We start from the raw sequence: 13054 nt of genomic DNA, 5'->3' as shown, positions 1-13054 counted from the left end.
CTAGAGACCCAACTCCCGGGCACCCGTCGCCGACGAGTCGCGCAGGAAATCGGCGCAGCGGCGCTGCTCGTCGGTCTCACCGATCTCGCCGGCCGCCTTGGCCAGCGCGCCCAGCGCACGCAGGAAGCCACGGTTGGGCTCGTGCTCCCACGGCACCGGGCCCTGCCCGCGCCAGCCCGACTTGCGCAACGAGTCCAGCCCCCGGTGATAGCCGGTCCGGGCGAATGCGTAGCTCTCGATCACATCGCCGTCGGCCAGCGCATCCTCGGCGAGCGTCGCCCAGGCGAGCGACGAGCTCGGATAGGAACGCGCCACGTCGCGTGGGTCCACGCCCTGTTCAAGCGGCGAACTTGCAGGATCCACAGGCAGTTTCGTCTCGGGTATGCCGAGCAGGTTCTCACTCATTATGCTGTCGCGCCTCTTCCCATCGCTCCGGTCCTCGCTCGTGCCTCGCTGCGATCCTCGCTCAGGTCGGCGCTCAAGAGTGCTTTCCTGCCGATCCGAGGTTCTCGCACGCCTCGACGACGCGCTCCGACATACCGACTTCGCCCGCCTTGCCCCATGCACGCGGGTCGTACTGCTTCTTGTTGCCGACCTCGCCGTCGATCTTCAGCACGCCGTCGTAGTTGCCGATCATCCAGCCCGCGATCGGGCGGGTGAAGGCGTACTGGGTGTCGGTGTCGACGTTCATCTTCACCACGCCATAGGAGACGGCCTCGGCGATCTCCTTCGGGTCCGAGCCGGAGCCACCGTGGAAGACCAGGTGGAACGGCTTGTCGTCGGCGGTCTTGAACTCCTCGTGCACGGCGGCCTGGGCCTTCTTCAGCACCTCGGGCCGCAGCTTGACGTTGCCCGGCTTGTAGACGCCGTGCACATTGCCGAAGGTGAGGGCGGTCATGTAGTAGCCCTGCTCACCCGTGCCGAGCGCCTTCGCGGTCTCGATGGCGTCCTCGGGCGTGGAGTAGAGCTTGTCGTCGATCTTACCCTCGACGCCGTCCTCCTCGCCGCCGACGACACCGACCTCGATCTCCAGGATGATCTTGGCCGCCTTGCACTGGGCGAGCAATTCCTCTGCGATCTGGAGGTTTTCGTGCAACTCGACCGCGGAGCCGTCCCACATGTGCGACTGGAAGTAGGGCAGCCCGCCCTGCTTGACCCGCTCGGTCGATGCCTCGAGCAGCGGACGCACGAAGCTGTCCAGCTTGTCCTTCGGGCAGTGGTCGGTGTGCAGCGCGATGTTGACGTCATACGCCTTGGCGATCTCGTGCGCGAACGCGGAGAACGCGAGCGCGCCGGTCACCATGTTCTTGACACCCTGACCGGAGAAGTACTCCGCGCCGCCGGTGGAGACCTGGATGATGCCGTCGCTGCCGGCATCGGCGAAGCCCTTGATGGCGGCGTTCAGGGTCTGGCTGCTGGAGACGTTGATGGCCGGATAGGCGAAGCCGCCCTTCTTGGCCCGATCGAGCATCTCGGCGTACTTCTCAGGGGTCGCGATCGGCATGGAGGCCCTCCTGCAGGCGTCGACGAACATTCTTCGGCACCATCCAACCATCGTTGGATGAGCGCCTGCAGCCCAGTCAGTCGTGGGCCCGCGAACCGGGGGCGTCCGACAGGAGTCTGGGGTCCACGTTCCACATCTTGATGACCCGCTTACCGCGGACGTCGGCGATCAACGACACCGTCGCCGTGTCCAGCGTGAAGGCCTGCCCGGACCGCGCGGGGAGCCCCACCGCACGTGCGGCCAGGATGCGAATGACGTGCCCGTGCGCGAACGCGATATTCGTCGGCGCGTCCTCGATCTTCTGCAGGAATCGATCGACGCGGTCCCCCACCGCTTCCACGGTCTCGCCCCCGGGACAGCCGTCCGTCCAGATGTCCCAGCCCGGACGCTCGTGGCGAATCTCGGCGGGCGTCAGGCCCTCGTACTCGCCGTAGTCGAGTTCCAGCAGTTCCTCGCACACCTGGATCCGCCGCCCCGGCCCCACGACGGACTCGCCGGTGATCCGCGCCCGGCTCAGGGGGCTGGAGAAGACCGATGCGCGCGCGAACTCGTCCCCGAGTAGCAGGCGCGCGGCGTTCGCGGCGCCGGCTGCCTGCTCGTACCCATTGGCCGTCAGCGGTATGTCGGTCAGCCCCGTGTGCTGCCCCGTGACGCTCCACGCCGTCTCGCCGTGCCGAACCAACAACAGTTGCACTTCAGTTCCTTCCGTCCAGCCGGGGAGGGATTCTGCTCCTCATTCCGCCGGCATGCAGAGTGTCCTGCATCCGTACCACTGAACTCGATGTGTCACCGGATGGTGAGCCGGTCGCGCCGGGACCGCAGTTGCTCGCGCTCGGGCTCGTTCGCGCACCGCTCGATCGCGAGGTCGTATGCCGTCCCGGCCTCGGTATGGCGCCCGGCCCGCACCAGCAGCTCGGCTCGCACGGCCGGCAGGCGGTGCGAATTGGGCAAGGCCCCGTCCAGCCCGTCGAGGAGACCCAGAGCGGCATCGAGGTCGCCCGTCTCGGCGACGGCGACAGCTCGGTTCAGCCGCACCACCGGCGACCCGGTGAGCTGCTCGAGCTGCTGGTAGTAGTCCGCGATCGCGCGCCAGTCGGTCTCCTGCGCCCGCGGCGCACGCGCGTGCTCCGCCGCGATCAGCGCCTGCAGGACGTACTCAGCAGCGAGCGCGCTCTCCAGCGCAACTCCCGCTGCGGCGGGTCGACTAGCGCGAGGAACGAGCGCGTATCGAGACCCACCGGTCAGCTCCCCCAACAACGCCAAGCCATCATCGATCTCGTTGCGGTGCCACGCTTTTCGGTCCTGATCCGGCAGAAGAACGAGCGACCCGTCGGTGGCAACGCGCGCATCGCGACGGGCGTGCTGCAGCAGCATGAGCGCGAGCAGGGCCCGCAGCGCCGGACTGTCCGCGGCGGCCCGTCCGGTGGCCCGCACGAGCTGCACGAGCCGGATGGCCTCCCCCGCCAGCTCGGCGCGCACCACGTCGTCCCCACTCCCGGGCGCGTAGCCCGCCGTGAACGCCAGATATGCAACGCGCGCAACGGTTTCCAGTCGCCGCGGCAACACATCGTCATCGGGTATGGCGAGCGGCACTCCCGCTGCCACGACCTTCTTGCGAGCCCGCGTGAGCCGCGCGGCCATGGTCGGCTCCGGCACCAGGAACAGTCGAGCGATGTCCGCGGTCGAGATGCCCAGCACCAGGCGCAGCGTCAGCGCGGCACCGGCTTCCTCGCTCAGAGCCGGATGCGCGGCCAGCAGCACCAACCGCAACAAGTCGTCGGCCCCCGCGGGTTGAGTACCGACTCCCGCGGGTTGAGTAGGCGGGCGGAGCGAAGCGGGGGACGCCGTATCGAAACCAAGGGCCTCCTGCCGCCTCACCTCCTCCACCGCCAGCAACGGCTGCTTCCGGGCCGCCACGGCCTCCGCGCGCAACCGGTCGAGCACCCGCCGCCGGGCCGCCGTCAGCAGCCAGGCCGGCGGGTTGTCCGGCATACCCGCCTCGGGCCACGTCCGCGCGGCACGCTCGAACGCGTCCGCGAGCGCGTCCTCGGCCAGGTCGAGCCGACGTGTCTGCGCGACGAGCAGGGCCAGCAACCGGCCCCACTCGTCGCGCCATACGACCTCGAGCGGCTCGATCAATCGGTCAATCCCTCGATCGGGACGCACGGCCGGATCTCGATCGAGTAGATCTCCGGCAACAGCTCCGACCACTTCACCACCTGATCGAGATCGGGCGCCTCGACCAGGTAGAACCCGCCGAGGTATTCGGCGGCCTCGGTATACGGCCCGTCGGTGAGTTCGACCGACCCACTGCGCCGGCGCACCGTCGTCGCGGTGTCCGTGCCGGCCAGCGCCTCACCGCCGAGGATCGCGTCACCGACCTCGCGGCCGAAGTTCACATGGTTCTGGTGCCAGCGCTCCCGGTCGGCGGGGGCGGCGTCCTCCCACTCGTTCTCCCGGTAGGCCAGCAGCACCAGGTACTTCGTCATGACGCACGCTCCACATAGAAGCCGCCGTATTCGGCATACCCGTGTTTCTTCTCCTCGGGCGACAATGCCGCCCACCGCTCGCCGTCGCCGACGATGAGGATCACGTACTCGGTCATGAGTGGTTCCCTTCCACCTCGCGTCCTTCACATCCTCTGACAGCACGATGACGGGTATGACGAACCGGAATCGACAACTCGGCCGAAATTTCTACTGACGATGTCGATCGGCGTCGGGCTCGTTCGTCGTCATCATGGAAGTACCGACCGTCGAAAGGTTCCGCCATGGGCAAGCTCGTGCTCTACTCCATCTGTTCCCTCGACGGCGCGGTCGACGACCCGACCCGACTGTTCCCGCCGAGCGACACCACCGAGGCCGCCCCACCGGAGTTCGAGGACGCCATGGAGGGACGCTTCCGGCAGCTCATCGGCGCTCAGACCGCGGTGCTGCTCGGCCGTGGCATGTATGACGAATGGGCCCGGTTCTGGCCGACATCCGACGATTTCTTCGCGGACTTCATCAACAACATCCCGAAGTACATCGTGACGTCGAGTCCGCTCGACGGCGGCTGGACCAATGCGGAGCCGGTGTCGGGTCCGCTGGCGCAGATCGTTGCCGACCTGAAGGCGCGCACCACCGGCGATGTCGGCGTCCACGGCAGCATCACGCTGGCCCAGGAACTGCTCGCCGAGGGCTTGGTCGACGAGCTGCAACTGACCGTCGCACCGGTCCTCGACCCGGTCGGGCGCCGGCTGACCGAGCGAGTCACCGATCTCACACCGCTCACACTCATCGACTCGCTCGTTCTCCCGTCCGGGGCGATGTGGCTGACCTACCGGATATCGGCATCCTGACGGCCCGAGCCGCCATTGACGGTCGAAACAGCGAATGACGCTCCTGCTGCGCCGTCAACCGCCGTTTCGACCGTCAATGAGGACAACGACGAGGTTCTAACCCGGACCGGAGGCGCCGAAGCCGTGCACGTGCCGCAACACCCACACGTGCATCGCGATGGCGGCCGCGGCACCCGCATTGATCGACCGCGTCGAGCCGAACTGCTCGATGTGCAGGACGTCGACGCACGCCTCCTGCATCGGCGGCGTGAGTCCCGGACCCTCCTGCCCGAAGACGAGGACACACCTCCTCGGCAGGTCGTACGTCTCGATCGGCTTGCTGCCGGGGATGTTGTCGATGCCGATCAGCGGCAGTCCCTCAGCCGCTGCCCACCCGGCCACGTCCGCAACGTCGGGATGGTGGAACTCGTGCTGGTAGCGGTCGGTCACCATCGCGCCGCGGCGGTTCCAGCGGCGCTTGCCGACGATGTGAAAAGCCTTGGCACCCATGGCGTTCGCGGTGCGGATGACCGAGCCGATGTTGAAGTCGTGACCCCAGTTCTCGACCGCCACGTGGAAGTCGTGCCGGTGCTCGTCGAGATCGGCCACGATCGCGTCGTGCGTCCAATAGCGGTAGCGGTCCTCGACGTTGCGCCGGTCGCCGCCGGCCAGCAACTCGGGATCGAACCGCGGATCCGCCGTGCCGTCGGGCAGTGTCGGCCACTCGCCGGCATACGGCCCGACACCGACCACGGGTTCTTCGTCCACGGTCACTCAGCCAACCGCATGTCCCGCCAGCTTGGCCGTGCGGGTCGCCAGTCGCTGGTATGCCGCGACCAGCTCGTCGTTGTCCAGGACCTCGAAATCCGTTGGCAGCCGGAGCAACCACCACGCCATCGTGTCCAGGTTCTGCGACCCGACCCGCAGGTCGCAGTGCGATTCGTCGACCGCGCTCAGCGTCCCCCACCGCGCGACATAGTCGTCGACGTCCTCGAGGGAACAGGCCAGCCGCACGGTCGCTTCGTTCTCCCAGCCGGACTGCACGGATCGCCGGATGTACTCCTCGGCGTCCGGCGCCTCACGCGGCGAGAAACCGAAGGTCGATGCCCGCACCTCCAGCATCCGGTCGAGCCGGAACGACCGCCAATCCTCCCGGTCGAGGTCGAATGCCATGAGATACCAACGTCTTCCGGTCGCCACGAGGCGGTAGGGCTCCGCCCTCCGGTATGACGCAGCGCCGTCGCGTGCCGTGTAGTCGAAGCGCACCTGGTGATGCTCACGCACGGCCCGCGCCAGCGTCAGCAGCGCGTCGGCGTCGACGGTGGTCGCCTGATATTCGACGGTCACCGTTGCTTCCTGCACCGCCGCGACATGTGCCCGTATGGCGGCCGGCATCACCTGATCCAGCTTCGCCATCGTGCGCAGCGCCGCCTCCCCCACGCCGGCGACCGTGCCGCCCGCGGCAAGTCGCAGGCAGACAGCGACGGCGACCGCCTCGTCCTGGTCCAGCAGCAACGGCGGCAGCGCACGCCCCGCACCGAGCTGATAGCCCCCGCCGGTGCCGCGGCTGGACTGGACCGGGTAGCCGAGCTCACGCAGCCGGTCGACGTCCCTGCGCACCGAGCGTGTCGTCACCCCGAGCCGGTCGGCCAGGTCCTCGCCGGTCCAGACGGCCTGCGCCTGGAGCAGCCCGAGCAGTTGCAGCAGTCGTGCGGTCGTCGTCGCCATGGATCCATCATCGGCGACGCAGCGGACAGAAGTTGTCCGCTAGTCGCGAGAGCCTCGACCCACACCAACGCACCAGCCACCGAAGGGACCCATGACATGCCTGCTCACGCACCGCAGACCGACCACGAGGGCGAGTTGTTCGCCGGCTACATCAACCAGCAGCTGTTGGGGCTGAAGTCCGCGGCACACGGACTGACCGACGAGCAATTGGGCGAGACCCCGACGGTCTCGGCGCTGAGCATCGGAGCGCTCGCCAAGCACGGCACCCGCTGCGCGGCGTCCTGGCTGGACCGGGCCGCAGCGGCGCCGGGCGTCTGGCCGCCCGCCGACGACCCGACACCGCAGGAGGAGCGGATCAAGGAGCACTTCGGCGAGTTCCAGCTCACCGCCGAAGACACCGGTGAGCGGCTGCGCGCCAACCTCGACGCCCTGATCGAGCGTGTGGCGAGCGAGGTGCCGTCATACAACCTGGACGAACGGGTTCCGGTGCCGACCGACGCTCCCTGGTGGCCCAAGGACGTCGAGTCCTGGACGATCCGCTGGACGCTGCTGCATGTGGTCGAGGAGATCGCCCGGCACGCCGGCCACGCGGACATCATCCGCGAATCCATCGACGGCGCAACGATGTACCAGCTGCTCGGGTCCGTCGAAGGGTGGCCCGCCAGCGACTGGTTCACCCCGTGGAGCCCGAAGGATCCCGCACCCACCGGCGTATGACGCACTGCTGCCGAGGGGACGCGCTCTAAGCGTCCCCTCAGCGGCGCTCACGTACGCTTGCGCTCGTGATGCACTCCCTCGGCCCGAGCTTCATGGACCCGACCTATCTCCTCGACCAGTTCGGGGGAGCCTTCTTCATCATCGCGCTGCTGATCGTCTTCATCGAGTGTGGCGTCCTCTTCCCGATCCTGCCGGGCGACTCGCTGCTCTTCGCCATCGGCCTGTTCAGCTCCAGTGCGAAGTACAACTTCCACGTGCCGCTCTATGTGTCGGTGCCGCTGCTGATGATCGTCGCGTTCGCCGGCAACGTCGTCGGCTATGAGATCGGCCGTGCGGTCGGCAAGCCGATCTACGAGCGGGACGGCCGGATCCTCAAGAAGGAGTACTTCGAGAAGACCAACGCCTTCTTCGACAAGCACGGCAACAAGGCGCTGGTCATCGGTCGCTTCGTGCCGATCGTGCGGACCTTCATCACCCTGGTCGCCGGCGCCGGCCGGATGGACCGCAGGCGCTTCTTCACCTGGAGCGCCGTCGGAGCAGTCTTGTGGGTCGGCATCGTCGTCGCGGCAGGCGTCGTGCTCGGCCGGGCGTTCCCGGGCCTGGGCGACAAGATCGACGTCGCGATCATGATCGTCGTGATCCTCTCGGTCATCCCGATGGCCTACGAGTACCTCAAGCACCGCCGCGAGAAGGCTGCAGCGGCCGCCGCCGGCGAGTAACTCACGACTGTCGCCCGTCAGTCGGCCCGAGCGGCCAGTTCCGCCCGATCCACGGCGAGTGGATCGCTACCGTCGTCACGTCCGCGCGCCAGCACCCGCACCGCGCACCACGAGACGACGACAGCCGACAACACACCGGCGGCCACGTAGCTGTTGCGGACGCCGAACGACGTGCCGACCCCTCCGAACACGACCAGGGAGGTGACGTTCGTCGCCTGCATCAGTCCGTTGACGGTCGAGGACACCCGTCCTCGCGCGGCATCCGGAGTCCTGGTGGTGAAGAGCGTGCCGAAGCACGCGCTCATCGCACCGAGCGCCGCGCCGATCTCGAGGCACAGCACAAGAATCAGCCAGTATGACGGTGCCAGCCCGAATCCGAGCACTCCCAGCGCGATCGCGAAGAATCCCGCCAGGGTCGCACGGACCCGCGCATACTCCGAGTCGATCCGTCCGGCGCCGGCAGAGCCCATGACGGCACCGATCGTGAACGCGACCTCGGTCACGCCGTACCAGCCGGCGGACATTCCGAGTTCCTGACGGATCAGGAACACGTCGAGCACATTCGTTCCACCGGCCGCCAGCACCATCGCGAGCGCACCGACGAGCAGTGGCCAGACCAGCCGGTCGGCGCGCAGGATGCTCAGACCGCCACCACGAGTCGGCCCGCCCGGCTCCAGCGCGATGTCACGCGAACCCCCTCGTCGCGTTCGCACCGCGAGCGCCGTGGCCAGCAGCACCGCGAACGTTGCGCCATCCGCCAGGATGATCCAGCGCGCACTCATGCCGCCATACAGCACACTGCCGACCGCAGCACCGACGGGAATCAGCGCCATGTTGAAGCCCTGCTGTAGCGCGACCACCTTGCCCAACGCCTCGTCCCCCACGACCCGGGGCACCAGCGCACTCCAGGTCGGCCCACTGAACGCCTGCCCCGCTTGCACGAGCAGGGTCAGCGCGTAGGTCGCGATCAGGTCGTTGACACCCGCGAGCACCAGGCAGCCCACGACCTGACCGCTGAGCGCCAGGGCGAGGATCAGTCGCGAGTCATGGCGATCGGCGACCCGGCCGGCCACACCGATCAACACGATCAGCGGCAGGCCCTCGCAGATCAGCAGTCCGGTGACACCCCACGGCCCCACCCCGGAGTCGTAGACACGCAGCAGCAACACGATCGAGAGCAGACCGTCGCCGAACACCGACAGTGCCCGGGCCGGGACGATAAGCCGCACGTCCCGATGCCGCCATACAGATTCGTGAAGCGCTTCTTTCATAACTATGAAAGTACTGCTTCACATCGACTTTCGCCACCCCACAGCGCAGACGGTCCGACCTTCCCCTGAAAGGTCGGACCGTTTTGCGAGCGGCTCAGTGCTGCGACATCACCGGCAGCTGCGGCTGACGTTGCTCACCGCGGATCCGGGCGAAAGCCTGCGCGTACCGCGAGCCGGCGAAGAGCATCACCAGTCCGACCGCGATGAAGGCCGCCGCCCGCGTCGCGCCACCGAGCATCGACAGATCGAAGAGGAACAACTTCGCCAGGGCGCAACCGGCCAGGATCAGGCCGCCGGCCAGGGTCGCGGCCGCGTACTGCGGGAAGCGCAGGCCGACAGCAAGGACGAACATCGCGGTGGTGATCCAGATGACGGTCACACCCAGGTGCGCCGAGTGGAAGCCGGGCGTCGCGGCGACGGCCGTGCCGAAGGACAGGGCTGCGGCGGTGACGCCATACAGGACGACGGCACCGGCGACGGCGATGGTCCCGCTGCGCGGAATCTCCGGCAGGTGGTCCAGCGTCACCAGGCCCGCGAAGACCGCCCAGAGCGCGAGGACGAGTCCGCCGAGCGTCGTCCCGATCGACAGGTGCGCGGTGGCCATACCGGCATCGGCCAGCATCTCCGGGGACGCGAAGGTCAGATAGACCGCGCCGCCGACCCCACCCAGAACGACACCGGCAAGGGCCGCAACCGGCGACTTCGTGGTGCGACCGGCGACGGTCACGAGCAGGCCGGGCACCAGCAACAGCACCGGCAGCCACTCACCCCGGGTGAAGATGAAGCAGGCCTCCAGGGCACTGACAACGGCCACCGCAGCGAGGGCCGCCCGGCGCAGCACGGTGAGCGAGCGAAGACCGAGGGCGCCCGCGCCCATCACCAGCGCAACGGCGCCACCGGTCACCAGCGCAACGTCCCTGTCGACCTGGCTGAGCAGCACGAAGAGCGGAGCGGCGGTGGTGAGGAAGTTCGCCGAGTGGAGTTCATCGTCGGCGCCACGGGAGGCCAACACGGAGACGACCCCGAGCGTCAGGACCACCAGACTGGCCGCGACGGCAGCGGTGTTCTGGACGTTCATCGCGTATGCCGCAGTCACCGCGACAGCCGGCATCGTCCGAACCAGCCCGAGCCAGGCCCAGCGCTTCACCAGCTCCGGCGCGAGGCCGACGACCTGCAGGATGATCAGGAACCATACGAGCGTGTCGGTGACGCCCTCGGTGAGCACGGGCGCCAGTGCGGCGACGGCTACCGTCACGCAGACCGCGAGCAGTTCGGAGTTCCAGCGCATGGCCAACGCTGCGGACGCCGCGGCGATCACACCGGCGAGCGCGAGACCGCCCACTACCGGCAGCCACTCGTAGAACGTGGTCACGGCGACCGTCACGATGAACAGCCCGGCGATGCCGGTGCCGGCGAGCGCCACGCCGCCGATCGAGCCACCCGGTCGGTCGTGGATCCAGAGCGCGGCGCCGATCAGGACGAGGGCCAGGACGGTGCCGCCGGCGACGCGGACCTGCGGGCTGAGCAGTCCGGCATGAGCCGCGATGACCAGCATCATCACCACGCCGATGAGCGTGATCGCGCCGCCGGTGAGGACGAGCAGCTTGCTGACGACGCCTTCGCGCTGCCACCACGGCGCCTTGCGCGGCTTCATGACCGGCGGCGGCATGACAGGTCCCCGGACTCCTTGGTGATACGGGTGCGCGGGAGCCGCGAAGGGGTTCGCGGGGCCGGCGAACTGGTTGGCCGGGGGCATGCCCGGCCCATTGGGACCTGGATTCTGCGGTGTCGTGTTCATGCCCTCAAGGCTGGCTTCGCCACCGCTCGCGGGCTTGAGTACGACTACTCAGGAGGCATGGGGAATGTCGGCAACGACGGAGTGTGCGGGTTTACCCGGTCGGACCTGAGTGGTCCGGCGTTCAGTCGAGTTCGTGCTCGATCGCGTAGCGCGTGAGCTCGATCCGGTTGGACAGCTGCAGCTTGCGCAAGGTCGCCTGCACGTGGTTCTCCACGGTGCGGTGGCTGACGTCGAGTCGACGCCCGATCTGCTTGGCGCTCAGACCTTTTGCGACCAGTCGGAGCACTTCGAGCTCGCGGGGTGTGAGGCTCGGCGTGGGCTCTGTTCCGGCCGGCGTGGGCTCGCTCGCCATACGTCGGTATTCGCCGAGCACGAGCCCGGCGAGTCCGGGGGTGAAGACCGCTTGCCCGTCGGCGGTGGCGTTGACCGCGTCGAGCAGCTCCGCCGCCGACGCGCTCTTGACCAGATAGCCGCAGGCGCCGGCCTTGACCGCCTGCAGCACGTCGTCGCGCTCGGAGGACGCTGAGAGCACCAGCACGTTGGCGTGCGGCGCCACCTCGAGCACGCGGGCGGTCGCCTCCGCGCCGTTGCCGTCGGGCAGTTGCATGTCCATGAGCACGACCTGCGGCTGCGTCGCCTGCGCCCGCGTCGCCGCCGAGGCCACGCTGTCGGCCGTGGCGACGACCGTGAAACCGGAGCCCTCCAGGTCGCGGCTCACCCCGTCGCGCCACATCGGGTGGTCGTCGACCACCATCACCGTTGTTCGCTGTGTCTCGGTCACGTGCCTCATCCTGCCGTCTCAGGTGCGGGGAACATGCAACTCCCACTCGGTGCCGATGTCCGGTCCGGTCTCCAGCACCGCCTCGCCGCCCAGATCCGCCATCCGGCCGTGGATCGACCTGCTCACTCCCATCCGGCCCTCGGCCTTCGCCTCGGCGAGCCGGCCCTCGGGTATGCCGGGCCCGTCGTCACGGACGGTGAGGACGACCTCGTCACCCAGGTCCTCCAACAGCAGGAAGGCCCGGGCGTCCGCACCGGCGTGCCGGTCGACGTTGTCCAGAATGGTGCGGACGACGGCGACCAGCTCGGTCACCACCGCGCTGGACAGATACACCGGCTCGGCCGGACCGGAGAAGGCGGCCGACGCCGGCAGCACTGCCTGCAATCTCGTTCGTAGCTCGGTCGATTCGTCGATGCCGGGCACGGCGGCCTGCTCACTGATCAGCGTGCGCAGGGCCTGCTCCTGCTCGCCGGCGAGGCGACCCAACTCCTCGGCGTCACCCCCGAGATCGGCACCGCGGCGACGCATCAGCGCCAGCACCTGCAGGGCGCCGTCGTGCACTTCCCGGGCCAGCCGCTCGCGTTCCTTGGTGGCGGCCTGCATCCGGACCGCGGCCGACAGCTCCTGCTGGGCGCGCGACACGATGCGTGCGCCGATCCCGAGCGTCACGCCGACGGTCAGCAGGATCGGGGTCGTCGCATCGGTGACGAAGTTGTGCATCTGCTGCTCGATGCCGAGGCTCAGCAGGGAGAAGCCGACACCGGCCGCACCACCGGCGACCGGGCCCCACAGCAGCGCGGCGGACACCACGGCGTTGGTGATCCAGAAGGTCGACGGCAGGCTCTGGTGATGGTGGAAGTACTCCGGCCGCACGACCCAGACCGTCGACGCGATCAGCAGCACGGTGACGACGAGCTCGACGATCACGACGGGAGGTCGCGGCAGCAGCTCGAAGGCGTGGACCAGCCCGCTCACACCCGACCAGATCACCAGCAGCGCGATCAGCAGCCAACTGATCAATGGGTGGCTGTATGCCGGAATCCCTGATCCCACAGGCGCTTCGGCGTTGACCGACACGACCTGCGCACCGATCGCGTAGGCGACCGACGCGAACCGGAAGACCTGCGCCCCGCGCCAGAACGGCAGCGTGGCGTCGGAGTCGATCTGCACCACCACGCGTTCCACGAGATCGACCGTAGAGCACGGCAGCTCACCGG

14 protein-coding genes are annotated in these 13054 nt (G+C 68.4%); 3 read left to right on the top strand and 11 right to left on the bottom strand.

Annotation, left to right across the window (positions count from 1 at the left end; translation table 11 throughout):
- The 5 genes from VG502_RS18985 to VG502_RS18965 form a co-directional block, all read right to left on the bottom strand.
- Window positions 1-405 carry a DUF3151 domain-containing protein gene (locus VG502_RS18985; protein WP_325551689.1) on the bottom strand — a complete coding sequence of 135 codons (405 nt, stop codon included), beginning with the start codon at window positions 403-405 and terminating at the stop codon, window positions 1-3.
- Window positions 406-478: 73 nt separating this feature from the next.
- Window positions 479-1504: a class II fructose-bisphosphate aldolase gene (gene fbaA, locus VG502_RS18980; RefSeq protein WP_325551687.1), complete on the bottom strand. Its 1026-nt coding sequence runs from the start codon at window positions 1502-1504 to the stop codon at window positions 479-481.
- Between the two features lie 76 nt (window positions 1505-1580).
- A complete protein-coding gene (locus VG502_RS18975; protein WP_325551685.1) occupies window positions 1581-2198 on the bottom strand; it encodes a histidine phosphatase family protein in 618 nt (205 codons plus the stop codon).
- Window positions 2199-2290: 92 nt separating this feature from the next.
- Window positions 2291-3643: an RNA polymerase sigma factor gene (locus VG502_RS18970; protein WP_325551683.1), complete on the bottom strand. Its 1353-nt coding sequence runs from the start codon at window positions 3641-3643 to the stop codon at window positions 2291-2293.
- Window positions 3640-3993, bottom strand: coding sequence for a YciI family protein (locus VG502_RS18965; protein ID WP_325551682.1), 354 nt, complete (start codon window positions 3991-3993; stop codon window positions 3640-3642). Before VG502_RS18965 ends, VG502_RS18970 begins: the two co-directional genes overlap by 4 nt.
- A 281-nt stretch (window positions 3994-4274) precedes the next feature.
- Between VG502_RS18965 and VG502_RS18960 the strand changes: the two genes are divergently transcribed.
- The gene (locus tag VG502_RS18960) at window positions 4275-4844 is read left to right on the top strand and encodes a dihydrofolate reductase family protein (RefSeq protein ID WP_325551680.1); all 570 of its coding nucleotides are present in this window, start codon (window positions 4275-4277) and stop codon (window positions 4842-4844) included.
- Window positions 4845-4940: 96 nt separating this feature from the next.
- On the opposite strand, the gene VG502_RS18955 is transcribed toward VG502_RS18960, so the two are convergent.
- Together VG502_RS18955 and VG502_RS18950 are read right to left on the bottom strand one after the other, a co-directional pair.
- Entirely contained in the window at window positions 4941-5591 is a 651-nt protein-coding gene (locus tag VG502_RS18955; protein WP_325551679.1) for a TrmH family RNA methyltransferase, read from the bottom strand.
- Between the two features lie 6 nt (window positions 5592-5597).
- Window positions 5598-6551, bottom strand: a complete 954-nt coding sequence (locus VG502_RS18950) for a helix-turn-helix transcriptional regulator (RefSeq protein ID WP_325551678.1) — start codon at window positions 6549-6551, stop codon at window positions 5598-5600.
- A 96-nt stretch (window positions 6552-6647) separates the two neighbouring features.
- On the opposite strand from VG502_RS18950, the gene VG502_RS18945 reads away from it, so the two are divergent.
- A complete protein-coding gene (locus tag VG502_RS18945; RefSeq protein ID WP_325551677.1) occupies window positions 6648-7268 on the top strand; it encodes a mycothiol transferase in 621 nt (206 codons plus the stop codon).
- A 68-nt stretch (window positions 7269-7336) separates the two neighbouring features.
- A complete protein-coding gene (locus VG502_RS18940; protein WP_325551797.1) occupies window positions 7337-7987 on the top strand; it encodes a DedA family protein in 651 nt (216 codons plus the stop codon).
- Window positions 7988-8004: 17 nt separating this feature from the next.
- On the opposite strand, the gene VG502_RS18935 is transcribed toward VG502_RS18940, so the two are convergent.
- The 4 genes from VG502_RS18935 to macS form a co-directional block, all read right to left on the bottom strand.
- Window positions 8005-9258, bottom strand: coding sequence for an MFS transporter (locus tag VG502_RS18935; RefSeq protein WP_325551676.1), 1254 nt, complete (start codon window positions 9256-9258; stop codon window positions 8005-8007).
- Window positions 9259-9352: 94 nt separating this feature from the next.
- Complete coding sequence (locus tag VG502_RS18930) at window positions 9353-10927, bottom strand: DUF2339 domain-containing protein (RefSeq protein WP_325551675.1); 1575 nt, start codon at window positions 10925-10927, stop codon at window positions 9353-9355.
- A 250-nt stretch (window positions 10928-11177) separates the two neighbouring features.
- On the bottom strand, window positions 11178-11846 hold the full coding sequence (locus VG502_RS18925; protein ID WP_414655761.1) for a response regulator: 669 nt from the start codon (window positions 11844-11846) through the stop codon (window positions 11178-11180).
- A gap of 9 nt (window positions 11847-11855) precedes the next feature.
- Window positions 11856-13022 (bottom strand): MacS family sensor histidine kinase, encoded by a 1167-nt coding sequence (gene macS, locus VG502_RS18920; RefSeq protein ID WP_325551673.1) that lies wholly within the window; start codon window positions 13020-13022, stop codon window positions 11856-11858.
- Between the last annotated feature and the right edge of the window lie 32 nt (window positions 13023-13054).

Source organism: Flexivirga sp., from assembly GCF_035551235.1.
In the GTDB taxonomy this organism is placed as follows: domain Bacteria; phylum Actinomycetota; class Actinomycetes; order Actinomycetales; family Dermatophilaceae; genus Flexivirga.
This window is presented reverse-complemented; position numbering and strand designations above follow the sequence as displayed.